The 26,094-nt window shown below is 42.5% G+C and carries 18 protein-coding genes; 13 read left to right on the top strand and 5 right to left on the bottom strand.

Annotation, left to right across the window (positions count from 1 at the left end; translation table 11 throughout):
* From IQ274_RS15930 to IQ274_RS15910, 5 genes are all read left to right on the top strand, one after another.
* Positions 1-1,270: choice-of-anchor D domain-containing protein (locus tag IQ274_RS15930; protein WP_194142822.1), on the top strand; the 1,270-nt coding region annotated here is incomplete at its 5' end.
* A gap of 534 nt (positions 1,271-1,804) precedes the next feature.
* Positions 1,805-1,948: a hypothetical protein gene (locus IQ274_RS15925; RefSeq protein ID WP_194142821.1), complete on the top strand. Its 144-nt coding sequence runs from the start codon at positions 1,805-1,807 to the stop codon at positions 1,946-1,948.
* 513 nt (positions 1,949-2,461) lie between these two features.
* On the top strand, positions 2,462-3,292 hold the full coding sequence (locus tag IQ274_RS15920) for a squalene/phytoene synthase family protein (protein ID WP_163937748.1): 831 nt from the start codon (positions 2,462-2,464) through the stop codon (positions 3,290-3,292).
* 403 nt (positions 3,293-3,695) lie between these two features.
* Entirely contained in the window at positions 3,696-5,300 is a 1,605-nt protein-coding gene (locus tag IQ274_RS15915) for a serine/threonine-protein kinase (protein ID WP_163937751.1), read from the top strand.
* A 588-nt stretch (positions 5,301-5,888) separates the two neighbouring features.
* On the top strand, positions 5,889-6,611 hold the full coding sequence (locus IQ274_RS15910; protein ID WP_163937762.1) for an FHA domain-containing protein: 723 nt from the start codon (positions 5,889-5,891) through the stop codon (positions 6,609-6,611).
* Between the two features lie 219 nt (positions 6,612-6,830).
* On the opposite strand, the gene recA is transcribed toward IQ274_RS15910, so the two are convergent.
* Positions 6,831-7,910 (bottom strand): recombinase RecA, encoded by a 1,080-nt coding sequence (gene recA, locus IQ274_RS15905; protein ID WP_163937754.1) that lies wholly within the window; start codon positions 7,908-7,910, stop codon positions 6,831-6,833.
* A 482-nt stretch (positions 7,911-8,392) separates the two neighbouring features.
* Here recA and IQ274_RS15900 point away from each other — a divergent pair, with 482 nt between their 5' ends.
* The 6 genes from IQ274_RS15900 to IQ274_RS15875 all read left to right on the top strand — a co-directional run bounded on the left by IQ274_RS15900 (position 8,393) and on the right by IQ274_RS15875 (position 13,424).
* Entirely contained in the window at positions 8,393-8,662 is a 270-nt protein-coding gene (locus IQ274_RS15900) for a type II toxin-antitoxin system Phd/YefM family antitoxin (RefSeq protein WP_194142820.1), read from the top strand.
* Entirely contained in the window at positions 8,649-8,930 is a 282-nt protein-coding gene (locus IQ274_RS15895; protein WP_194142819.1) for a type II toxin-antitoxin system RelE family toxin, read from the top strand. The genes IQ274_RS15900 and IQ274_RS15895 overlap by 14 nt, the downstream gene beginning before the upstream one ends.
* Before the next feature lie 60 nt (positions 8,931-8,990).
* Positions 8,991-10,229, top strand: a complete 1,239-nt coding sequence (gene xseA, locus IQ274_RS15890; RefSeq protein ID WP_194142848.1) for an exodeoxyribonuclease VII large subunit — start codon at positions 8,991-8,993, stop codon at positions 10,227-10,229.
* A 48-nt stretch (positions 10,230-10,277) separates the two neighbouring features.
* Positions 10,278-10,511 (top strand): exodeoxyribonuclease VII small subunit, encoded by a 234-nt coding sequence (xseB, locus tag IQ274_RS15885; RefSeq protein ID WP_114082459.1) that lies wholly within the window; start codon positions 10,278-10,280, stop codon positions 10,509-10,511.
* 184 nt (positions 10,512-10,695) lie between these two features.
* Positions 10,696-12,954, top strand: coding sequence for an ATP-binding protein (locus IQ274_RS15880; protein WP_194142847.1), 2,259 nt, complete (start codon positions 10,696-10,698; stop codon positions 12,952-12,954).
* Entirely contained in the window at positions 12,951-13,424 is a 474-nt protein-coding gene (locus tag IQ274_RS15875; protein ID WP_163939029.1) for a response regulator, read from the top strand. The genes IQ274_RS15880 and IQ274_RS15875 overlap by 4 nt, the downstream gene beginning before the upstream one ends.
* Positions 13,425-13,637: 213 nt before the next feature.
* Here the strand turns inward: IQ274_RS15875 and IQ274_RS15870 are convergent, their stop codons facing one another.
* Complete coding sequence (locus IQ274_RS15870; RefSeq protein WP_194142818.1) at positions 13,638-17,903, bottom strand: ATP-binding protein; 4,266 nt, start codon at positions 17,901-17,903, stop codon at positions 13,638-13,640.
* A 380-nt stretch (positions 17,904-18,283) separates the two neighbouring features.
* On the bottom strand, positions 18,284-18,439 hold the full coding sequence (locus IQ274_RS15865) for an XRE family transcriptional regulator (protein ID WP_163938312.1): 156 nt from the start codon (positions 18,437-18,439) through the stop codon (positions 18,284-18,286).
* 600 nt (positions 18,440-19,039) lie between these two features.
* Here IQ274_RS15865 and IQ274_RS15860 point away from each other — a divergent pair.
* Positions 19,040-19,354, top strand: coding sequence for a hypothetical protein (locus tag IQ274_RS15860; RefSeq protein WP_114082531.1), 315 nt, complete (start codon positions 19,040-19,042; stop codon positions 19,352-19,354).
* Positions 19,355-19,613: 259 nt separating this feature from the next.
* Here the strand turns inward: IQ274_RS15860 and IQ274_RS15855 are convergent, their stop codons facing one another.
* Together IQ274_RS15855 and IQ274_RS15850 are read right to left on the bottom strand one after the other, a co-directional pair.
* Complete coding sequence (locus tag IQ274_RS15855) at positions 19,614-20,540, bottom strand: phosphodiester glycosidase family protein (protein WP_194142817.1); 927 nt, start codon at positions 20,538-20,540, stop codon at positions 19,614-19,616.
* An 85-nt stretch (positions 20,541-20,625) separates the two neighbouring features.
* On the bottom strand, positions 20,626-21,885 hold the full coding sequence (locus tag IQ274_RS15850) for a DUF4912 domain-containing protein (protein WP_194142816.1): 1,260 nt from the start codon (positions 21,883-21,885) through the stop codon (positions 20,626-20,628).
* A gap of 621 nt (positions 21,886-22,506) precedes the next feature.
* Between IQ274_RS15850 and IQ274_RS15845 the strand changes: the two genes are divergently transcribed.
* Positions 22,507-25,857, top strand: coding sequence for a PAS domain-containing protein (locus tag IQ274_RS15845; RefSeq protein WP_194142815.1), 3,351 nt, complete (start codon positions 22,507-22,509; stop codon positions 25,855-25,857).
* The last annotated feature ends 237 nt before the right edge of the window (positions 25,858-26,094 follow it).

The following is a 26,094-nucleotide window of genomic DNA, read 5'->3' as shown; positions in this document are numbered from 1 at the left end:
TGAAATTCAAGTTCTTAACGGCACAGTTGATATTGCAGATGGCAGCACTACTGCGATTAACTTTGGCGATGTCATTACTGGTAATACTCTCAGCAAAACCTTTACCATCAAGAACACAGGTACAGCTGCACTCAACCTCAGTAATCTCAAACTTCCCGACGGATTTAGTTTAGTGGGAACTCTGCCAACAAGTGTGGCTGCAAATGCTTCCACCACCATCACAGTGGCACTCAACACCACTACACCTGGAACCTATGGTGGCACTCTGATTTTAGGCAACAACGATAGTGATGAAAGCTCTTTTGACTTTGCTATTAATGGCATAGTTAAACCCAAAATTCAAGTTATCAATGGCACTGCTGGCAATGACATCTTTATTACACAGCTAAACAATGGCAATGACATCATCACAGACTTTGGCGGTATAGGTACTAACTCAAACCCTTCATCTGCGGTGATTGCCAAAGTAGATACCTTGCAATTTGTTGGGACTGGCTTGACTGCGAGAAATCTGCAATTAACTCAAAATAGCAATGACTTAGAAGTTACTTTTGAAGGCGTGGCTAATACCAAAGTTACTCTGCAAAACTTTAAGTTAGAAAACCTGGAGAACGTAAGCGCATTGGCAACAAGACCCGCCATCGGTAATATTCTGTTTGACGGACAAGCCAGTATTACAGACAGTTTTGATGTGATTAATGCCAACTCTACTCAAACGAGCATTTTCAACAAAAACACCATCACCTTTCTCAATGAATTGAACAATAACATCGTCGGTTTTGACAACTCCAACGATGTGATTAATGGTCAAGGGGGCAATGACACCATCAATGGCAACAGTGGTAATGATTTACTGCGGGGTTGTGCTGGTGATGATCTTCTCATTGGTGGAATAGGTAATGATATTCTCATCGGTGGTAGTGGTGCTGATGCTTTCGTCTACAATACCACTGCTGCCTTTACTAGCACTACTGTGGGTATTGATACCATCGCTGACTTCAATCACTCTGATGGTGACAAGATTGTTCTGGATAAAACTACTTTTAGTGCCATTACTTCTATTGTAGGAAAGGGTTTTAGTAACGCCAGTGATTTTCAAATCACTAGCTTAGGGGCAGTTAGTAATGCTGTGATTGTCTACGACTCTATGACTGGACAGTTACTATACAATCAAAATGGTAGCGCTGCTGGTTTGGGCACTGGTGGTCAATTTGCACAACTTACTAGTGCGCCCACTCTTACTGCCTCCGACTTCATCATTCAAGCATAGTTGGGTTGGGTAAACTAATTGAAAGTGTAATCCAAACATTAATCGACTTTCAATTAAATAGATCACATACATAGGGGCGCAATATATTTGTGCCCTTACAATTTTGCGATTTAAATACCAAATATCATCAGTAGCAAGGTGAAAAAAATACGGTGTAGAGTAGAGCAAAATGAAGTGTGCAGAATTATTTGATTTAAGATTACCTTTTCATTACTCTGACCTTTATAATTGTATTTCCAGCAGATAAGTTAGGCTAAAAACTCAGAAAAAATATGCAAAACGACGCTGGTAAAACTATTTATGTTGGGATGACAACGGCAGCAGTCCTAGTTCAACCTGTACTTACCGAAAATACTTAGGCAGATGTGTGCGTTGTCGGTGCTGGGATAGCATGGATGTCAAGTGCTTTAACCGACGCAGGTAAAATAATCAGTGGTCGTGCTGGATGATAGTCTTATTGATGGCAGTCAAACAGCAAGAGCAACGGCCCACTTATCGAGGTTACTGAATTATTGCCACCACTAGCTGGAGCAAATGCAAGGCAAAGAGGGTGTAAAACTTGTTGCCCAAAATTATACAACAGTAATTGATACTACAGAAGAGAGGCGATCGCTACCCAAGAAAACATTAACTGTGACTTGGAACTACTTGATAGCAATATTTTTCCTCCAGACCTAAAATCAATACATAAGATGTAGCAGGAGTTAGAAGTATTACACTTGGGTAGACTAACTAACGTAGAAATCCTGAAGAAAGCACCGTTGACCGATTTTGATCCAGGTGTGTGTCTACACTTTCCCAGACAAGGACAATTTGAGCCACTGAGTTAGTCAAATTAACGCAGACTTAAAACACTTTATAAATCCCTAAAAGGGATGTTTGCTCATGGAGAAAATTTGATGCTAATCAACTAAATATTAGCATAATTCTTTATATCTACACTAAAACTTTATGAAAGCTATATCAAACAACACCTTACATATTTTTGCAACCAAAAGCCTATATACTAGACTAGACTTTGATAAAGTTGAGAGTTTTGTTAATTGCAACACCAAAAACTATTAATTTTTAGATGAAATACTAGCGTATCTTATAGTCTATAGTTTTTAAGGTTTAGTTAAAACTATATCCAGTATCATCAAAAAAACTGCAAACTTCATGTGGTGCAAAAATCAATCGGGGAGTGGAAACATGAATTTACGTAGAGATGCATTGCAAATCCTCAAGGAAACTAGCCGAACTTTTTATATCCCAATTAGTCTTTTACCGCCAGGATTACAAGAAGCAGTAGCATCAGCATATTTGTGTATGCGTGCCATTGATGAAATTGAAGATCATCGCGAAATAGATAATGCAACTAAAGCAAAGCTGTTAAGAAGCATTAGCCTGACATTACAGGCAGGGGTTGATGGCTTCGCAGTAGAGGCTTTCTTTACAGAATTTAATGGGTATGAAAATACCTTAGAAGAAGTCACTCTGAGAATTAGAGAATGGTTGCTGCTAGCACCTGAGACTATTGCACCTCGAATTTGGGATGCCACTGCTGCAATGTCAGACCGAATGGCTTACTGGGCAGAAAGAAACTGGAAAATTTATACAGAATCTGATTTGGATCGTTATACCTTTGGGGTTGCAGGCGCAGTGGGATTGTTACTTTCGGACTTATGGACTTGGTACGATGGAACACAAACGAACCGTACCCAGGCGATTGGGTTTGGTCGCGGTTTGCAAGCAGTTAATATCCTGCGTAACCACACTGAAGATTTAAGGCGTGGGGTAGACTTTTTTCCAGAAGGCTGGAGTGCGGAAAATATGCAAGAGTATGCGCGGCGCAATCTAGCTCTGGCAGAAGCTTACACCAAAGACCTTCCTACCGGCCCAGCCTTAGATTTTTGCCAAATTCCCTTAACCTTGGCTAATGGCACCCTTGATGCTCTTGCTAATGGTAAAGAGAAACTCAGCCGCAGTGATGTTTTTGCACTTATCGAACAGCTAATTAGTGTGAATATGAAAGCCAGCTAAATAGTCTGTTAAAACTAATGGAGATAATTCTAAATTGCCTCCAAATTCGGGCATCCAAAATCCTACAGCGATTTTTGTAGGATGGGCACTGCCCTCTAATACCAATTTTGGTTGAATTTTGGATGGCAACTTTAGTGTGTTTCGAGTGGAACTGGGATTTTGGATTCAAAGTCTTAGACTTTACCCTGTTCTAGCAATGTAAACAAGTAACTCAAACATTTATTAATAATAAGTATAATAAATTGCATTATTTTTGCGACCATTTACGTAATACCAGGTAAACTTTAGGAACTCTTCAAAGGATTTCCAGCAAAAATTACCTGGCAAGAATTGATTAATGTCTAAATAATTGAAAGAGAGTGTAACGCTCCCCGTGATTATTCGTGCAGCGAGTTGACAGAGCATGAGCTACTGCTTAAATCCTATCTGTCCCAATCCAGAAAATTTGGTAAATAGCCAAAGTTGTCAGTCTTGTGGCTCGCAACTACTGTTGCGCGATCGCTATCAGGTGATCAAACCATTAGGTCAAGGTGGCTTTGGAGCAACCTTCTTAGCCAACGATCAAGGCTTACCAGGAGAACCGAGTTGCGTAATCAAACAATTACGCCCATCAGGAAGCGCCCCACACGTTTTACAGATGGCCAGAGAACTCTTTGAACGAGAAGCCAAAACTCTAGGTAAGATTGGCAATCATCCCCAAGTACCAAGGTTGCTAGACTATTTTGAAGATCATGAACAATTCTACTTAGTTCAAGAATATATCAGTGGTGATACCTTGCAGGAGGAGGTCAAACTTAACGGCATCTTGACCGAAACTGGAGTCAAGCAATTCTTAAGCGAGATTCTACCACTCCTCCAATACATCCACGAGCAAAAGGTGATCCATCGTGATATCAAGCCAGCCAACTTAATTCGTCGCACTCAAGATGCCAGGATGGTACTTATCGACTTTGGTGCCGTCAAAAACCAAGTCACCCAAGGCGCAATCAGTCAATCAGGACAAACAGCATTAACTGCTTATGCGATTGGTACTCCTGGTTTTGCACCTCCAGAGCAAATGGCTATGCGTCCAGTCTATGCCAGTGATATTTATGCTCTGGGGGTGACATGTATTTATTTACTGACTAGCAAAACTCCTAAAGATTTAGATTACAATCCCAACACTGGCGAGATGATATGGGAGCAACTTGTGCAAGTGAGCGATCACTTGAGCAATGTATTACGAAAGATGTTAGAGGTTTCTGTACGTAATCGCTATCAGTCAGCCGCAGAAGTTCTTAGAGCATTGGAAATAGAACCATACTTAGAAAGTTTAGCGAAGGGTTTACTGATTAAATCAGATACTGGGTCTAAAGAGCGAACACACAACTACCTGGAAAATTCTGCTGTTTTATGTAACAACTCTTCTGTTGCTGCCACTAGTGCAGGAGTGGCACAGGTAGCGGCAGCAATTCGTGCCAGACGAGCTAAGGCAGCAGAAGCTGCTGGATCACACCAGGGTTCTGGGATGGGCAAATCAACCACTTTAGCTAACAGCAATAGTAATGGTTCGCAAGTTCAAATTTCTAAAGTTGAGCGTAAGCTAGATACCCAAAGTTTGTTAACCGCCTATCAAAAGGGAAGACGAGATTTTGCTCTTCACAATTTAAGTTTGTTGAACCTGCAAGGTGCTGACTTATCAGGAACAAATTTCCATTCCACTCAATTGCAAAAAACTAACCTCCAGGGAGCTAATCTTCACAATAGTGACTTTGGCAGAGCCAGCCTTAGTAAAGCAAATCTCAAGGATGCTAATTTGACCAAAGCATACTTTAACCATGCTGATTTAGAAGGGGCAGACCTGCGAGGTGCAGACCTCAGTAATGCTTATCTCAGCAATGCTAACCTGCGAGGAGCTAATCTATGTGGTGCTAATCTCACTAGTGCCAAGATTTCTGATGAGCAGCTAGCACTAGCAAAAACAAATTGGATGACCATCCGCCCCAATGGTAAACGAGGTTTATTGTAAGTTTAAAGTTGAGATTTTGGAGCCAGAGCAAGCTACTGGCTTCTAGATTATTTCCCTACTTTTTAATGAGGTTTAAAGAGGAGCAAGTCTTAGTTGAAACTGTATTGTTTCACAGGGCTTCGATTTCCTTATTGGCTTGATAAATTAACTCTTATTTTTCTTGATAAAACTTAGATTTATTCAGAGTGCGTATTGGTTTATTATGAACAGCTCAGAATTTTTATAGTTGCTTTGCTCGATAGCCATCACTCTTGCAAATATTAAGAATTATCCCCTTATCTAGCAAAAATACGGTGATGATTGGCAATTCTTAATCAAATCTTTATAATAATCATCTGTTACAAATAACGAATGATTATTTACAATAAACAATAAAGCATCACAATAGTTTTTCATAAGTATTTATATGCTTTTTATTGCTATAAACGACAGGGGTTCTGGTAAGTAAAAGCAAAGCTGTAAAATCTAACGCTCTTAAGCCACTCAAGTTTTCAGATGGCAGCAGAAAGTGAAAAATTAATTATCCCTGATTGTAGGCTGAAGCAGAATAGTCACAACCGAAATCAGGCAATACAAGGTTTATATATCATGGCTGACTTTGCACAAACAGAAATAGAACGGCGATTAACTTTATATCAAGTATTCCTTAAATTGTATGAACACCACAGCAGCCTTCTAGATGAAATTCTTCAGCTAGAAAACCTTTCTCAACCGTCGTTGAGAAAGATGAAGGTACGTTACGTACATGGTGTAGTGGATACGTCTACTGTTTATTTGATGACTAACTTGTGTGACAATCAGACCCAAAGTTTACGACAGCCACAGCAGATATGGACAATAGGTCGTAATCAGAACAGTGGTATTTGCATTGCTGATAACTATATGTCTCGTCGCCACGCGGCTATTCAATATATTGACGATCAAGGCTTCTACTTCATAGACTTCAACAGTACCAATGGCTCATTTGTGAATGGTGATCGCGCTTTAGAGCCGATCAAGCTTGAAGATGGCGATCGCATCCGTCTAGGAAATATGACTTTTGATTTTTTTGTGAATTATACGTGCCGTGTTTTGCCAACTGTAGCAATGGAGTTATTGATGCAGCTTGTGCATCGTAAAAATGACAATCAAGTAGAAATACTTTCTTTTCCGCGTGATAAACAAAAATATATACCTGAGAAAGTAGATGAGAATTTAGAGATTTTCCGAAATTCCCGATTATTTGAGAAGCTTGAACATTATTATGACAACTTCAGTTCAGAACAGAAATCAGAAATTTTAGACCGCTTTTTTAGCAGACAAATACCATAAAATCCCAGTTAAAAAATTGAAAATTGCCATAATTTTCAATTGGGTGAAATATATACAATTCGTAGAGGCACAACAATGTTAATTGTTGTGCCCTTACTTTTACCTGATTAGAACTAGAAATGCCTAACGAATAACCGATCAATTCTTTACAAAAAGTGGGTTAGCTATTTTTGTAACCCACTACATATTCAAAATTGCAGATTAATAAATCCACATTCCTTATTCTTCTGGTTCTACATCGACATCTTCCTCTTCATCTTCTTCACTAGCTTTAGCTACAGAGTTAGCAGAAACAACAGCGCCTTTATCTAGCTTTTCACGCACCAGTTTCTTAATTTCTTCAGCGAATTCAGGCTTTTCTTCTAGATACTTAATGGCGTTGTCTCGTCCTTGGGAGATATTATCGCCATTGTAACTATACCAAGCTCCTTTGCGGATAATAATGCCAGTTTCTTCTGCTAGGTCAACAACACAACCCAAGGTAGAAATACCTTTACCAAAAATAATGTCAAATTCCGCTATTCTAAAAGGCGGCGCTACTTTATTTTTGGCGACTTTGACTTTAACGCGATTACCATATTCATCTGTACCTTTTTTCAAGGTTTGAATCCGACGAATATCCAAACGCACCGAAGCGTAAAATTTCAATGCGTTACCACCAGTTGTAGTTTCTGGGCTACCGTAGGTAACACCGATTTTTTGCCGCAACTGGTTGATGAAAATTACTGTACAACCAGACTTACCAATATTACCCGTAATTTTACGTAGAGCTTGGCTCATTAATCGCGCTTGTAGACCAACGTGGGCATCACCCATATCGCCTTCAATTTCAGCACGGGGAACTAGTGCTGCTACTGAATCAATGACTACAATATCAACCGCAGCAGAACGCACAAGCTGATCGACAATTTCCAAAGCTGATTCGCCAGTGTCAGGTTGAGAAATCAGCAAATTGTCAATATCTACACCCAATGCCGCAGCATAAGTAGGATCAAGGGCGTGTTCAGCATCAACAAAGGCAGCAATACCGCCATTTCTTTGCACTTCGGCGAGCGCATGTAGCGCTACTGTAGTCTTACCGGAACTTTCCGGCCCATAAATTTCTATTACCCGCCCCTTGGGTAAACCACCACCCAATGCTAAATCTAAGGTAAGCGCCCCACTAGAAATTGTTTCCACCCGCATCCGGGTAGCGTCGCCCAGGCGCATGATTGCCCCTTTACCAAAGCTGCGCTCAATCTGGTTTAGCACCATAGTCAGTGCTTTTTGCTTGCCGGAAGTATCGGTGTTGATAGCCATTTCTGCCTCTAATGCCTCTAATCTAAATATATGGTTTTAAGGAGTGTTGGTTTCGGAGCTTGAGTAGAACAGATATACTATTTTAACCAGAAAATTCTGGAATAGGACTTCTCAAATCAAAAAAGGGTGTGACAAGATCGTAACTCGATCGCTACCTGATTAGGGTAGTTTTGCACAATGATACCAACTTGCATTCAGAGATAGCTTTTTTTGGCTGGGTAAGCAAGGGTTTTCAAAGAAAAAATAAATTACCTAAACAACCCTGTCAGTAGAACCGTACTTGTGAGTATTAGCGAGCGCTATGCCAATCAGCATATCGGGTAAGGCGAAGATGTTGATGGCTAACGGTCACGGGATTTTCAAAGCTTTATTCTACTTATCTATTTACATAAACTAGCAGCAAATACTCTTAAGCCAGAATTGAAATGAGAAGATTTGTTTGCTAGAATATAGTCAAAATGTTTAAAATAGTCAAAACTGCTATGCAGACCTATACTCTCACAGATGCTCGTAACAAACACGGTGAGGTTTTTGATAAGGCTGCTACAGAGCCAGTTCTACTCACTAAACAATCACGGCCTAGCCATGTGATTATTTCAGCCGAGAGCTACCAAAAATTAATGAATCGGCTGGAAGAATTAGAGGATATGGTTTTCGGTCAAGCTGCTGAAGTTGCTCTGATTCAGTCTAAAATGATTGGTACAGAGGCTTTTACATCTGCATTAGAGCATTTAGCTAATGGCGAAGCTTGATGGTCTAGCAACTGTTCTTGATTTTCTGAACGGTTTACAGCCTAAAATAGCAGCACAGATTGCAAAAAAGGTTTTGGCTTTGAATGTTGAGCCTTTACCAGCTGATAGTGAGCAGCTATCTGGTTATCAGGGTTTATATCGAGTTGATAGTGGTGAATATCGAATTATTTATAGGTATTTTCCCGATCGCGATTTAATAGGAGTGATTTTAGTCGGTAAGCGCAATGATGATGATGTCTACAAAAGATTGAAGCGTTTACTGGGTTAAGCTTTGGTTTTCATTAAAATGCTAGAATCTCTCCAGCACAAATGCTTTCAGGCATCTTTGATGACTTTCGACCTTCCCAACTCTCTGATTCTTGAGACAGCGCTTTCAGTATCTGGATTAACTGACTATATCCGCTTGCTGTTAGAGCAAGATGAACAACTGCGGCAAGTTTGGGTAACTGGGGAAGTTTCCAGTGCTAACTACCATCGCAGTGGTTTATTTTTTACGCTGCAAGATACCGATCGCACTGCCGGCATTAAATGTGTGGTATGGAATAGCCAATTGCCAAAACTCGCCCAAATGCCAGTTGCCGGTGAGCAAATAATTATTTTGGGTAGTATTCGCCTATATCCACAACGGGGAGAGTATCAGTTATCAGTTTGGCAGACTTTACCTGCTGGTGTTGGTTTACAGGCGTTGCGGTATCAACAACTCAAAAATCGCTTGCTGGCTGAGGGATTGTTCGACGCGCAAAGAAAGCGATCGCTCCCCATTCACCCTCAAACGATCGCTGTTGTCACTTCCCCAACGGCTGCTGCTTGGGGTGATATTCAAAAAACCCTTAAACAAAGGTATCCAGGTTTACACGTTTTATTTTCTCCGGCGACAGTACAAGGTGAGCAAGCGCCGGAATCTATCGTCAAAGCAATTGAGCGAGTGGAAAGAGATGGCCGCGCCGAAGTGCTAATTTTATCGCGGGGTGGTGGTGCTGTGGAAGAGTTAGCCTGTTTTAATGACGAACGTGTAGTGCGATCGCTGGCTAGTTGTTCTATTCCGGTAATTACTGGTATTGGGCATCAACGAGATGAATCTTTGGCGGATTTAGTTGCAGATGTCTGTGTGCATACACCAACTGCGGCGGCAGAAATGGTTGTACCAGCACTTTCAGAGTTGTATACTGAACATCGGCAGCGAGTTGTGGCTTTACATGAGGCGGTACATGACTCTTGGGAAACTGCTGAGAATAAACTGCAAGGTTTGCGGAATCGTTTGCGGCGTTTGCGGTTAGATCGGCAAGTGCAACAGGAGGTGGAAAAGCTAACTTGGAAGCGTCAGCATTTGGTGCAAATTACGATGGGGCGATCGCAGCAAGCGGCGCAGCATTTAGAATTATTACGGCAAAAGTTGGCAACTCTTGACCCGAAAGCGGTATTGCAGCGTGGTTATGCGGTGGTGAGAAGGGAAGATGGCGCGATCGCTCGTTCGGCGGCGGAGTTGGCTGTGGGAGAAGATTTGTTGATTCAGTTGGGTCAGGGTGGGGTTAGAGTGAAGGTTGTAGAAGTAAACGTAGACGCATAGCGGCTTGCCGCAGGCTACCGCAGAGGCGCAGAGGACACGGAGAGATTAATGGTTAAACGTAAAAGTGCTTCTAGTTCTGATTCGATGGAAGGTTGGAATTATGAGGCGAAGGTTGCTGAAATAGAGGGAATTATTACTCGCATTGAGGCGGGTGAGTTAGAATTGGAAGCGGTGTTTGACCAATTTGCCAGTGCTGTTGAGTATTTGCGTCAGTGTGAAAGTTTTTTGCAGCAGCGACAGCAGCAGGTGGATTTGTTGATTGAAACATTAAGCGAAGAATAGAAGCCAGACTTTTTAGTGTAAGTTCTTTAGTAAGTTAAATATAATTAAAAAGCTAAACTGGTTAAAAATAAATAATTTTTAGTATAAATACTTTTTAGTAAATCTCCGTTTTCACTCATATTTAAATCTTCCCAATATCCAATACCCAATTCAGAGTTCTAACCAGGAGTTTGAGAAGTTGAGAATAACTGATGAGACGATTGATTTAACGAACTGCGATCGCGAACCGATCCACATTCCAAATCTGATCCAGCCTCACGGAGTTTTACTGGTTTTGCAAGAGCTTACCCTGGAAATCGTTCAGGTAAGTAGCAATAGCCAGGAAGTTGTTGCCCGTAAACCGGAAGAATTGTTGGGCAAGCCTCTGTCATACTTATTCAATGCCACGCAAATTAAGCTGATTCAACAATGTCTGGCGGAAGATTTTGAGAGCATCAATCCCCTCAATTTTTCTATTAAGCGCCTAAACAAATCAATCTATTTTGATGGTATTGTACATCGTTTAGATAATATCATTATTCTGGAATTGGAGCCGAAACAAGCGAAGGGACAAATAAGCTTTTTTAACTTTTATCAACAGGTAAGAGGAACAATAACCCGCATTCAAAAAGCACCCACACTACTGGAAATGTGCCAGATTGTGGTGGCAGAAGTCCGGCGAATCACTGGCTTTGAACGCGTCATGGTCTATAAATTTGATCAAGAAGGGGCAGGCAGCGTCATCGCTGAAGACACCAATCAGGAAACGCCTTATCTGGACTTGCACTATCCACCCTCTGACATTCCCAAGCAAGCCCGACAGCTATACACTCTTAACTGGCTGCGGCTGATTCCCGATGCCAGTTACCAGCCTGTTGCCTTAATTCCAGCGAACAATCCTTTGACAAATCAACCCCTTGATCTGAGTTTATCGGTGTTGCGGAGTGTTTCTCCGATTCATCTAGAGTATCTGCAAAATATGGGCGTTACTGCCTCTATGTCTATTTCTCTGATGCACGAAAAAAAGCTTTGGGGATTGATTGCTTGTCATCATTCTTCGCCCAAATATATTTCTTACAATATTCGCACTGTGTGCGAGTTCATTGGACAGGTGATGTCTGTGGAACTGGCAAACAAAGAAGCAAGTGAAGACATTGATTACAAAAGCCAATTGAAATCATTGCAAACTCAATTTGTTGAAGAGTTATCTCAGGCTGAGTATTTTTTGGATGGTATGGTGCAACTAAAATCTCAATTACTTAATCTGGTTACTGCCACGGGAGCGGCGATATGCAGTGGCGACCAGTGTATTCGAGTGGGTAAAACACCCTCTGAGGAAGAGGTTCATGCCTTACTCGATTGGATTAAACCGCATCTTTATCATAACTTGTTTGAGACGCGATCGCTCACGAAAAATTATCCTGCCGCCGAGTCATATCAAGCGATCGCCAGTGGAGTGTTAGCCCTGGAAATTTCTAAAGTTCATCACAATTACATTCTCTGGTTTCGTCCAGAAGTAATTCAAAGCGTGAATTGGGGCGGCAACCCCGACAAACCTGTAGAAGTTTTCTCAGATGGCAGTTTACGAATGTCTCCTCGCAAATCTTTTGCATTGTGGCAAGAAACGGTGCAAGGGTGTGCCCTACCTTGGAAACCTTGCGAAGTTGAAGCGGTTACTGAACTGCGAAGCCTGGTTGTGGGTGTTGTGTTGCGGCAGGCAGACAAACTGGCATCGATGAATTTTGAATTACAACGGAGTAACGAAGAACTTGATTCCTTTGCCTATGTTGCCTCTCATGACCTGAAAGAACCTCTGCGGGGCATTCACAACTATGCCAACTTCTTAATGGAAGACTATGCAGACGTATTGGATGATAATGGAATTGCCAAACTCCAAACTCTGGTGCGCCTGACGCAGCGAATGGAAGACCTGATCAACTCACTCCTCCATTTCTCCCGCTTGGGACGCGCCGAACTGATTCGGCAACCAGTGAATCTGAATGACGTAGTGCAACAGGTAATCGGCACTTTGACCATGGCCCGACCCCAAAGCGAAGTCGAGTTTCGTATTCCTCAACCCCTAAGAAGCGTTCAATGCGATCGCGCTCAGATTAATGAACTCTTCAGCAACCTAATCAGCAACGCCATTAAGTACAATGATAAACCGCAAAAGTGGGTTGAAATTGGTTGCGTTGAAGGAAATGGCGAAAGCAAAATTGTTCCTACTTCTCTGACTTTCTACGTTCGTGATAACGGCATTGGCATTTCAGAAGAACATCTTGACAAAATCTTTCAAATCTTCCGCCGTCTACATGGGCGGGACGACTTTGGAGGTGGGACTGGCGTAGGGTTAACCATTGCCCGCAAAATTGTGGAACGGCATGGTGGTAGAATTTGGGTGGAATCTACCCCAACTCTTGGCAGTACCTTTTACTTTACCCTGTCGGCGGAGGCAAATAGATGACTCAGATTTCAGCCTCCCTAATCCAGCAAACGCCAATACTTTTAATTGTGGAGGACAGCAACGAAGACTTTGAGGCACTGCAACGATTTCTAGGGCGATCTTCCGTTGCGATCGCCATCGAACGGTGTGTGAATGGGGAACAAGCCTTAGCATTTCTTTATCGGACTGGTAGATATATTGAGCGCGAAAGTGCGCCTCGTCCCGGCTTGATTGTCCTTGATTTGAACCTGCCCGGAACCGATGGACGGGAAGTGTTGCGCCGGATTAAACAGGATGACAGCTTGAAAATGATTCCGGTAGTGGTGTTTACTACCTCTAACAATCCCAAAGATATTGAAGTATGTTATCAATATGGTGTCAACAGCTATATTGTTAAGCCAATCAATTTTGCTCAACTGAAACGAGATATTCAAATGCTAGTGGAATATTGGTTTGAAGTGACAACGCTGCCTGATTTCCTAGAGTATTAGCCATAAGTCGATATGGTTCAGTTAAGGGCTACTGGCATTTTGGGTTTTTTAGTTTTTTAGACGCGATAAATCGCCGTCTATACAAGTCTTTTGGCCTTATCTGAACTGTATTGTCTTTCCCCCTGCCCCTTTCCCCCTTCCCCTTTCCCCTTTTCCCTTTCCCCTTTTCCCTTTCCCCTTTTCCCTTTCCCCTTTTCCCTGCCTGCTAGAACCTCAGCCATTCCTACCAATCAGAGTTGCGATTGCCTTGACTAACTCATCTGGTTCAACGGGTTTAGACAGATGCCTTTGAAATCCTGATGCGATCGCTTGTTGCTGGTTGATTTCTCCAGCATAAGCAGTTAAAGCGATCGCGGGAATCTGTTTAGCTTGCTTTAGCTGCAATGCTTTAATTTGGCGCATTAGCATATAGCCATCTGTCTCTGGCATTCCAATATCACTGATCAAAATATCTGGTTCTGCCTCTGCCAATGCTTGCAGTGCTTCTTTTGCTGATGCCACAGCAATTACCCTTGCCCCAACCTGTTCTAGCACAAATGTATGAAACTCACGGGTATCATCGTCATCGTCTACAACTAAGATTTGAATGCCTGTAAGGATTTCAGTTGGAGAAGAAGCATTTATAGGGTCAATATTTATCTGTTGTTTTGGGGTTAACTCTTTTTTGATCAGGGGTAGCCTAACTCTAAAAATAGCTCCTTGCCCTTCCCCTAAACTTTCTGCCCAAATCGTGCCACCATGTAATTCTATCAAATGACGGACAATTGCTAGCCCTAACCCCAAACCACCAAACCTTCGGGTTGTTGTGCCATCAGCCTGACGAAAATATTCAAATACATAAGGGAGAAATTCAGGGCTGATTCCTTTACCTGTGTCGCTGACGGTAATCTGAGCTTGAGAATCAATGCGTTCCAGTTGAATATTAATTTTTCCTTCTTCAGGAGTGAATTTGACGGCATTCGATAACAGATTCCAGATTACTTGTTGTAAGCGATCGGAATCACCTAAAACTTGCCCCAAAGAAGCATCTAGCATTGTCTGAATTTGAATGTCTTTAGCCTCTGCTGCCAACCGTACTGTCTCCAATCCCGCCTCAATCACCAGTACTAGGTTGACGGGAAACATCTTCAGATTGAGCTTGCCTTGTAATATCCGAGAGACATCAAGCAAATCTTCAATGAGTTGAGCTTGTAATTTAGCATTCCGCTCGATGGTTGCAATAGCTTTCTTGATCTCTGCTGGCTGAAATTCACGGGTTTGTAAGAGTCTTGCCCAACCAAGAATGGGATTGAGAGGCGATCGCAATTCATGGGAAAGCACCGCCAAAAACTCATCTTTAATCCGGTTGGCTGTTTCAGCTTCAGTTCTCGCACCTTGCTCAAGTTCCAGGAGGCGATCGCGTTCGGCTTCTGCTGTCTTGCGTTCTGTAATGTCAATTACTGAGCCAATGTAACCTTTAAATTGAGCGTCCACCCCAAACCAAGGATTAGCAGCATCGATTGTCCAGCGATACTCGCCATCTTTGCGGTGCAAGCGGTACTCCATACGGAAAGCCTCACACCGCTTGCTAGCTTTCAGGAAAATATTCCTAACCTCATCGCAATCTTCTGGATGTACGGCATTCAACCAGCCAAATCCCAGACTCGTCTCTTCGTTGTGACCGGTAAAGTCATACCAGCTTTTGCTCAGATAGGTGCAATAGTTATTGGTATCTGTTACCCAAACCATGAAGGGGGCATTGTCAGCCATGTTGCGGAACTGTTCTTCGCTTTCACGAAGTGCTTTCTCTGCTTGTTTGCGATCGCTGATATCTGTAACAAAGATGCTTACTCCGTCAGCAAAGGGGTAGAGGCGATTCTCAAACCAGCGTTGCCAAGCAGGATAAAAGTATTCAAACTGAACAACCGTCTGTTCTGCCATCGCCCGATGAACCTGGGTATAAAACTCGCTTTTGGCCAAATCTGGAAACAGTTCCCAAATCATCCGATCTAGCAACTCTTCTTTTGGGATGCCCACAACTTCTGCTACGCGATCGTTGACAAAGGTGTAATTCAACTCCCGATCCAACACAAAAAATTGGTCTTGGATGCCAGCGAGGACAGTTTCTAAGTGTGCTTTTGCCACCTCAGCTTCAATGCGTAGCTCTTGCTCTCGTTGCATTGCCTCCTCACGGAGACGAGCCATTTTTAGGGCTGCCTCCACCCGTGCTAACAATTCCCGAGCCGAGAACGGTTTAATTAAATAATCATCGGCTCCCGCTTCTAAACCTTCCACCCGTGCCTCTTCCCCCGCCCGCGCCGACAGCAGAATGATGGGAACTTTTTTCGTTTGCGGATTGGCCCGTAATTCTTGCAGCAGTCCAAAGCCATCTAATCCAGGCATCATTACGTCCGTCAATACCAAATCTGGGACACGCCCACGGGCAGAATCCAAAGCCGCTAAACCGTCCGCTACTGATTCCACCTCATACTGCTGACTTAACAGCCGCTTGACATAATCGCGCATGTCTGCGTTATCATCAGCCAGCAGAATTCTGGCAGAGGTGCAGAGGGGCAGAGGGGCGGGGGAAGAACTTATATATGTGTAGTCGCCTTCTTGAATAATTTCTTCTCCTCCTGCTTCTCTTCTCCCCCTGCTTCCCCTGCTCTCTTCGGGTAGCCAACGCAAAGCTTCTTCTAGATAGGGGGTTGCACCTAATGCAGTTGAAGCTAAGGTTCGAGGGGCGCTAATCCGGGCTGGAGGCAAATGAGCATATCCCGTTGGAATTGATACAGTAAAGCAACTACCTGCTCCTAGAACACTGGTTACTTTGACTGTTCCACCATGCATTTGCACCAATTCTTGCACCAGTGATAATCCAATTCCTGACCCTTCAAAAGTTCGTCCTTGCGCCCCTTTGACGCGGTGGAATCGTGTAAAAAGATGGGGAATTTCTTCTGCTGGGATACCGATTCCTGTGTCTTTGACTGCAAACTCAATATGGTCGTTTGCCCACTGCAAGCTTACCGCGATTTTTCCAGTCATCGTGAACTTGAAGGCATTGGAGAGCAGGTTAAGAACAATCTTTTCCCACATTTCCCGATCTACATACACTGCTGCTGGAAGGGAAGGACAATTGACTGATAATTCCATCCCCGCGCGTTCTACTGCTGAACGAAATACACTAGCTAGTTCTGCGGTGAAAGTGGCCAGATCGGTGGGTTCATAAGAAGCTTGAACCCTTCCGGCTTCGATGCGCGAGAAATCTAGCAGACTGTTAACCAGTTTTAGCAGGCGGAGTCCATTTCGTTGCACCATTTCTAACTGCTCTCGTTCGTTGGCTGGCAGCAGGGTGGCACAATTAGCTAAGGTTTCCTCTAATGGCCCCAACATCAGGGTTAGAGGGGTACGAAACTCGTGGCTGACGTTGCTGAAAAAGACAGTTTTAGCGCGATCGAGTTCTGCCAAAGCTTCAGCGCGTTTGCGTTCTTCCTCGTAAGCTTGGGCGTTGGCAATGCTGGCTGCAATTTGAGCCGCAACTAAATCAATGAATCTTCTATAGTTATCGTCGAATAGCCTGAAGGGATTCAACCCAGCAATTAATATACCAGCTTTTCCCGTCTGACCGGATGGTGCAATTGGTACTGCGATCGCTTGATGGGGCGATCGCTCCCAAACACCACAGGGTAAGCTACTAAAAGACACTTCCAAATTAGAAATTAGTTTTGCCTGATGCGTTTCGATCACTTCCGCAAACGGCCAAACGCAATCAGAATCAAGATCGACTGTTTCGGGTGCTGCTACATGATTCTGCCCGATGCGGCACGTTCCAGCCAGAAAAACTTGTTGCTGATCTGGATCAACCAGATAAATCATTGCGAAAGGCAAATCGTAAGGGTTGCTTTCCAGACAATTTGCACTTAGTGTACAGGCTTGATCGAATGTCCTTGCGTCTGCCGTCCTAGCTGCTAGTTCGCGCAAAAGTGCTAACTGACGTTCACCAATGATGCGCTGAGTGTCGTCTGTATTGGCACAGATTATCCCGCCTGTTTCGCCCTGGTCATTAGGAACTGGGCTGTATGAAAAAGTATAATAGGTTTCTTCTGGATAGCCGTTGCGCTCCATAATTAGCAGCAGCGCTTCGTCATAAGTACCCTCGTTCTTCAACATCGCTGATTCTGCTCGCGGGCCAACCTGATCCCATATTTCCCGCCACACGCAGGAAGCTGGCTGCCCAAGTGCTTCTGGATGTTTGCCGCCAATAATAGCCTTGTAAGGGTCATTATAAAGGTTTATGAGTTCTTCGCCCCACCAAACAAACATAGGTTGGCGGCAAGTCAGCATAATTCGCACGGCAGTCTTTAAACTCTGTGGCCACTGCTGTGTTGGGCCAAGGGAGCTTTTTGACCAGTCCCATTCTCGCATCCTAGCACCCATTTCACCCCCGCCGATAAGGAAATTTACGTCGGCGTTGCTTGCTGACGTTGACTCGTTCTTCATTAATTCCTCTCGGTTGGTCATGCGTCGGTTACAGGCTATATCTGTGATCGTCTTTTTGGCAAAATCCCCTCTAAATTAGACGTTGATGCTCCTAAATAGTCATTTTAGAGGATATTCAAAGGCATATACAATTACATACAGGCTCTGCCGTGACTTTTCAAAGCATTGAAATCGTCTTTTAGGACAAGTTGCTGTTTTGGCTCTCTTCGATTGTCAGCTTATATGACTGATATTCCAAGCTACCAAACAAGGTCAATTCTTATTCAGAACTCACAATGCCTACTCCTCTTATCGGTAGTCTATTTTCTTAAAAATTCAACCTGGTTCACTTAACTCCTTGAGTAGATTATTAATTCGCTCTATTCTTAAGAGATAAGGTCTTACATCTCCATTTCCCAAGGGTTAATTGTTAGGGAAGTAACACTAAACTCGGCTGCAAACCTTTCTTTAGACATATTTAACTCTTGCCGCAGGGCACGAATTAGTTTGCCAATATTAGGTTGCTTTGCCACAAGTCGGCTTACACTATGAGTCATATATATTAAAGTTCATAAAGCACCATATATTAACAATTTTTACGACAAAATCTTATTTTGCGTCTACTGCTCTTGAGATAGAGATTGTGAACTCAAATCAGAGCATCACAACATTATCATAATTTTAATTTATCGTTTTAAGAAACAAGACTATTTGATTTTATTCTATAACTCGCTTTATCCTGAAATCAGTAGAGATTTGAACTTTACAAGACTTACACAAACAATACTGAAAATCTTTCTTTTCAGTATGGGCAATTTATGTAGACGCATACTCTTAGGTCGAAGCAAGCTACGCGGAGTGTCTGTCTGCGACACGTTGCGCGTTTGCGTAGCCTCCCGCAGGGAACCTAGAGAAGCAGATACTTTACGAGTTCTCCAACAGACTACCCGCAACGTATTATCCCTATAGCGTGTAGTTTTGCGTATGAGATAAAAGTAGGTGTCTTGCCAAAATTTAAATACCAAACTAACGCTAAATTTACCAAAAAAATTTTGGTGTACTGATCTTTAAACTTTGATAAAACAAATAAGGAGAATAGCTAAATGCTAGATCAGCAGATTGATTGCCCCAACAGACCTAAGACAAGCGCAATGATCATGAAACTTTTCCAAATCACTCTAGTAGTCTTAGTACTTTTAATCAACTTAGTAATTGCTTTCCCTTCTTGGGCAGAAAAAACGCCTTCTTCAAATAACAATCCTGACTATTTTCAAGTAGGGCAAAAAGTCATTTGGCTTTACAAGGCTCGTGCAGATTCTAGCGATGTCCAAAGGATTCCCGCCGAAGTAGTTCAGTTAAGTTCTAAGCAAGTACAAATCAAGGTATACAAACATAACCACGAATTTGTCAATCGTTGGGTAAATCCAAATAAGCTTGAGAATTTGAAAAAAGTCAAAGAGTCAGTATTTTAAAGTTTAGCTATATGGAAGTAAACCTACTACAGCACCAATACTTGTCGGTTAAGGGGAAAAGGGGAAGGGGAAAAGGGAAAGAAAAAACCTTTAACCCTTACCCTTTAACCTTTTCCCCAAACCAAATTCTGAGTTCAAAATGCTTAACCGAGTAGTATTGACTACAGCACGACGTAAATCCATCTATCATCTCAACTAACAATAGAGGTAGGGTAATTCATGAATTACCCCTACCAAGGTTAATAATTTTAAACTCTATTTATTTTTTATAGATCAAAAACACTGAACCAATTGGCCCAAGATTTTCTACATAAGTTTTCTGGTTATAATACAATCCTGGAGACATACCTCCATCAAATAAAATTCCTTCTTGAATATTACCTAAACAGTTATTGTTAGCAATGCCTTGTAAGACATTATCAAACATATCTGGCAGTAACTCTTGATTAAGTTGAGATAATTCAATCTCTGAATTAGCTTTCAAGTCATTAACTAATAGTATTACATAGCCTTGAGTAGTGATAGCTGCCAGAGAGCGATTAGTTGCATTTTTACAAGCAAATTCTCCCAAATCTTGACAAATATCTTTAAACTTACCCTGACGATAGAATCTGCCATTACCGCCTACTAAATTGTAATTGAGAATATCGTTGTTTCTTCTACCAGCTTGGATAGTAGCCTGCCTTTGGTTGGGTGTACCTCCTGATATCCCAAAGGAAGAACGTTTGTTTTTAAACGCTCCTGAATATTCTATACCACGAGAGACATTTAAACCTTGTGGCTTATTATCAGTATCTATGTAGTCGGCATTAATTGCGGCAATGGGTAGCTGTCCGTTCAATTTGGCATTCTCATCGCCAATGAGTTCATGAAACTGCTTTGGAATGTATTCTTTACGCAGCTTACCTCTGGCATCTTTGGCGTAGAGCTTATGAGATAGACCAACATTAACTTTGAAATCCAATTCTGCTGATTTAGGATTAAAAATAATTACATTGTTAATACCTCTGGAACTTTTTTTACCTTGATTATTGGTTTTAAAAAAATCAATACTGAATTTAGGATCTTTGCCAGGGCAAGTTTTAGATGCTTTGGGGACTGGATTTGCTTCAATCTGTTGACAACCTGATAACAAGCTTGCACCAATTATCGAGATAAATAACAAAAATAATTTTTTGGTTGACATAATAATACAAAAAAACCGCTACAGAATTACTATAGCGGGGAATAATTTAAAATTTCAGTCTGAAATTAATCTGAATAACTACAACTTAAGAGAACCATTCTAAAACAGCTTCTTCTTTAGTGTTAGTATTCCGAGATGGTGTCTCACGATTAAATTTCATCTGAATTGACCGAGTTTGCTCACCATCCGCAGCTACAGCCAGAATTGGATAGTCAATTAAACCATCCTGGAAGGACATTTGGAAGCGGAATGTCCCATCTGGATTTAGCTGAATTGGACGGCCACCAATGGTTACGGTAGCGTCGGGTTCTGTTGCACCGTAAACTATCAATTCAGCATCGGCAATTAACCAGAACTTTCGGGGACGCACTGGAACGGCGGAAGCGGAGAAGCCAACACCTGACATTCCTGCACCGGAAGCGGTTAAGCCTGAGACAGTGGGAACTGCCCACATACCCACACCAGATGGGAAAATGTAGGAACTAAGGGCTTGTTCAGGACGCGCTGAACCTGGTACTTGATGCTGAGAACCAAAGATAGAACCAGCAACTCGTAGTGCTTCAGCAGATTCGGCTAAACCAAAGATTTGGTCGTAGATAGGATTACCGTTGGTATTCACAGCATTACCATTGGTGGTAGCTGCAATCTTCTTAGCGGGGGGAACTAGTTCGTATTGAGTCTTACCGCGCAAATCTTCTTCAAAGTTGACAGTGATGAAGACATCTTCAATCCAGTCTGAAGGATAGACGGGGGGAATGTGTACTCTAGCAGAACGAGCTAGTACTAACCAGCGACCATCAGCAGCACGATAGCCGATATCTATCACATAATCGCGATCGCTAACTGGAACTGGTAGATACCATTCTCTAGCTAATTCATCAGCAGGATATTCTTGAATGCTGTGAGGGCTTTGGTATTCGATATTGATATCGGTGACATCATAAATCCGTAGCGCGAGTTGTTGTCCCCCTTGGCGGCGCAGTTCCTCTTTATGTTCATTGGGGATATCCCAGTAAGTGTAAGCCCACTGTGGATCGCGCGGTAAGAGTACAATCCGGCTTTCACCATAGCCAGAAGGCAAATCTGCGAGTCCTTCATCAACATCAGCTAGAGATCCACCTGTACGATCTTCCTGACCTAATTCAAACTTAGCAGCTTCCACGGTTTCCTGTGCCTCCAATGAACGAGATGGACTGAGCAAACTTTTGCTTCGCTGGACTTCTAAAATTGATGCCAGCAATTGTGATTTACGCATTCGGCTATAGCGAGAGATGCTATATTCGCTGGCAACTTTTCGTAGTTGCCGTAAGGTCATCTCCTCTAGGGGGGGGCGTTCTTTTGCCATTAATTTGGCCTCCAGTAGTGTAAGCGGTAAATGATTTCCCCTGGTTAAAGAATGCTATATAAAAGGTCATCCACATCCAGATGAATTTCTTATTCCTGACTCCTGGTTTTGCCCAGTTTTAAGTTTTTTAATCTGTTTTTAAATTGAGTTAACTTCTAAAATTCCTGGTTATGCCAAAATTAGCATTTCTTTGGGATCGAAGAAGTTCTGTTTGTTAAGTCAATATTAACCACTAAGCATATCTAGGGATCAAGTGGTTTCTATAGCTTTTTTGACTATATTACGAATTTATAAGCTTTTCTGGGATCAAAATGTCATGAAAACATAACATTGGTAGCTAGCACAGTGTTGCTCGCTGGCACAAATATCAATATTCCATGACATTTAGCTGTGGGGAAGGGGCAAGGGGGAATTTAACCCAGCTTGTTGAAGTAGCGGACTCAAACCCATCTTCCGGTTCCATAGCAGGAGTCATTTTCCTCTTCCCCCTGCTCCCCTGCTCCCCTGCTCCCCTGCTCCCCTGCTCCCCTGCCCCCCTGCCCCCTCGCTATGATTAGTTGACATCCTCCCAGTAATGCGAAAAAGTGAAATGAAGGGCGATCGCTCCCAGGATAAACTCAAATGACTAAACTGATTCTGGTTGTAGACGACGACAATTTTATGCGAATGCATCTGTGTAAGCAATTGACAGATGCAGGGTATCAGGTGGAAGAAGCAAGTAACGGGCTAGAGGCGATCGCTATCTATACTCGCCTCCAACCAGATATAGTACTGTTGGATATTATGATGCCGGTGATGGATGGGTTTAGTTGCTGCGCTCAACTGCAAGCACTTTCCAATGGCAAAAACACACCAGTGTTAATGATTTCTACTTTTTCCGATCAGGCAACCGTAGATAAAGCTTTTGCTGTGGGTGCAACTGACTTTATTACTAAGCCGATTCAATGGCCAATATTACATCTAAGATTGCGCCGTCTTTTGGAAGCTAATCATGTCATGCAGGAATTACGACAGCAAGCTGCACAGGCACAATTGCGGGAAGTCGAACTCAGGATAGCATTAGATGCTGCTCGTATGGGCATCTGCAACTGGGATCTGTTGACGAACAAAATTACTTGTTCAGATAATCTAGAAGCAATTTTTGGCTTAGAGAAAGGCACTTTCAACTACACATATCAAGCTTTTCTCCACTGCATTCATCCCCACGATCGCGATTTCGTCAGGCGATCGCATCAGCAAGCTGTTGAGGATAAAGCCAAATATGAAATTGAATTTCGAGTTATTTTACCCGATGGGAAAATTCGTTTTTTAGCAAACCAAGGAGTTGTCGTTGTAGATAAGTCTGGTACATCTGTGCAAATATCTGGGGTATACATGGATATCACCAAGCGCAAGCAAGCGGAGGAGGCGCTAGAAGTTCATGCTAACCAGCAAGCAATAGTGGCAGAACTAAGTCAAATGGCTCTAGCTGGTACAGATTTGACTACACTGATGAACTCATCTGTAACAATCGTCGCCCAATGTCTCAAAGTTGAGTTTTGCAAAATTTTGGAACTCCTGCCAGATAATCGAAAATTGCTGCTACGTGCTGGAGTCGGTTGGCAACCTGGACTTGTAGAAAAGGCGACTGTTAGTGCGGGGATAAATTCTCAAGCTGGCTACACCCTACTTTCCAACGAACCAGTGATTGTTGATGATCTCCGTGCCGAAACACGATTCAATGGGCCACCACTGCTACATGAGCATCAAGTAGTGAGCGGCATTAGCGTAGTGATTCATGGCAAAGAGCGACCTTTTGGTGTCTTTGGGGCACACACAACCAGACACCACATTTTTACCAAAGATGACATTTCTTTTCTCCAAGCTGTTGCCAATGTTATCGCTACAGCCATTGAGCGCCAACGCGTGGAAGAGGCACTCAAAGAAAGCGAAGAACGCTGCCAGTTAGCTGTGCAGGGCAATAATGATGGCATTTGGGACTGGAACGTTAAAAATAATCAAGTATATTTTTCTACTCGCTGGAAAGAAATGTTGGGTTACGCAGAACATGAAATTTCCAATCATTTAGACGAATGGGCAACACGAGTACATCCAGATGATATTGGATTTGTCAGAGAAGCGATCGCCGATCACTTTGCTAAGATTACCCCGTTTTTTATCAGCGAACATCGAATCCGGTGCAAAGATGACACCTATAAATGGGTTTTGGATCGTGGTCAGGCAGTGTGGGATGAAGATGGTAATGTTGTGCGGATGACAAGTTGCCATACAGATATCACTGAACGGAAACTGGCAGAAGAACAACTGCGTCAGAGCGAAGAACGTTTCCAAATAGTCGCTCGTGCTACCAACGATCTTTTATGGGACTGGGATTTGCTGACTGATGAGGTGTGGTGGAATCAAGCTTTAGAAAAACTTCTGGGTTACTCGAAAGAGCAAATAACATTTACCGCTAATTGGTGGTATGAACATATACATCCAGACGACAGGCAGAGAATCGCCTCCCAAGCGCGGACACTGATAGATAGCGGTGAAAAATTCTGGTCAAATGAATATCGTTTTCGTCGCAGCGATGGTTCTTATGCCTATATGTTCGATCGCGGTTATGTCGTTCATGACCAAACAGGTAAACCAGTGCGGATGATGGGCGCGATGATGGATATAAGCGAACGGCAAGCTGTACTGCGCGATCGCGATCGTGCCCAAGCAGCATTAGAACTCCAAAATTTGCGATCGCAACTATTCGCTAATATCACCCTGAAAATTCGTCAGTCTTTACAAATCGATGAAATTCTGCAAACCAGTGTCAAAGAAGTGCAAAAGCTACTGCTTGCCGACCGAGTATTAATCTTGCGCCTACAGCCAAATGGCTCTTTCATAGCGGTTCAAGAGGCAATAGTTCCTGGTTTACCTGTTGTACTGGGGCAGCAAATCATCGACCCTTGCTTTCGCGATGATTATATTGAGCAGTACCGCCAAGGACGAATTAATGTCATTAACGATATCAAAGAAGCTGATATCCAACCTTGCCACGTCGAATTACTGGAACGATTTGTGGTTAAAGCCAACCTTGTAGTCCCGATTTTCCTCAAAAATCAGCTGTGGGGACTGCTAATTGCCCATCAGTGCGCTCATCCCCGCCAGTGGACTAGCTGGGAAATTGAACTTTTACGACAGCTAGCAGATCAAATAGGCATTGCCTCAACTCAGAGCCTCATCCTAGAACAAGAAACTCGGCACAGAGAAGAACTCACGCGTTCTAATGAAGAACTAAAACAATTTGCATTTGTCGCCTCCCACGATTTGCAAGAGCCGCTGCGTAAAATTAAAAGTTTTGGCGATCGGCTCAAAAGCACCTGTGGCGACACCTTAAGCGAACAAGGACGTGACTATCTAGAACGAATGCAGAATGCTGCATCAAGAATGCAGATATTAATTGAAGACTTGTTAACACTTTCACGAGTTACTACCAGAGCGCAACCTTTTGTATCAGTAAATCTGACAAAGATTGCCCATGAGGTATTATCTGATTTAGAAATTTATGTGCAGCAAACTGGAGGAAGTGTAGAAATAGGACAGTTACCCACCATTCAAGCTGATCCTATACAGATGCGTCAATTGTTGCAAAATCTAATTGGTAACGCCCTCAAATTCCATCGCCCACAAATACCACCAGTTATCAAAATCTATAGTAAGATATTAAACAATCAAGCAGATAACATATCTAGTAATTCTGAATTTTGCCAAATCATCGTAGAAGATAATGGTATTGGTTTTGAAGAAAAATATCTCGACCGGATTTTTAATGTTTTTCAACGTTTGCATAGTAGCATTGAATACGAAGGCACTGGCATAGGTTTAGCGATCTGCCGGAAAATAATTGAGCGTCATCATGGACATCTCACAGCCCAAAGCAAACCTGGGCAAGGAGCAAAATTTACAATCATATTGTCAATTAATTCCCATTCTTGATTTTTATTCCTAGAGAGGGATTAATAATAAATCCCAAAATTAGCTTAATTGTACAATTGCCACTCGTAATTTCTATGACTGATTGATTGTACAAATCAACCATAATGTTAATTATTAATAAGATTAGATTATTTCAGGCTATTGGCTACCACCACAGCTATTTGTTGTTAGACATCGCCTTCTATTAGCAAAGAAATAAAACTTTCAGATCCTAGACAAATAAATTGCATAAGTAAT

Origin of the sequence: Nostoc sp. LEGE 12447 (genome assembly GCF_015206985.1) — a bacterium.
Taxonomy (GTDB): domain Bacteria; phylum Cyanobacteriota; class Cyanobacteriia; order Cyanobacteriales; family Nostocaceae; genus Nostoc.
This window is presented reverse-complemented; position numbering and strand designations above follow the sequence as displayed.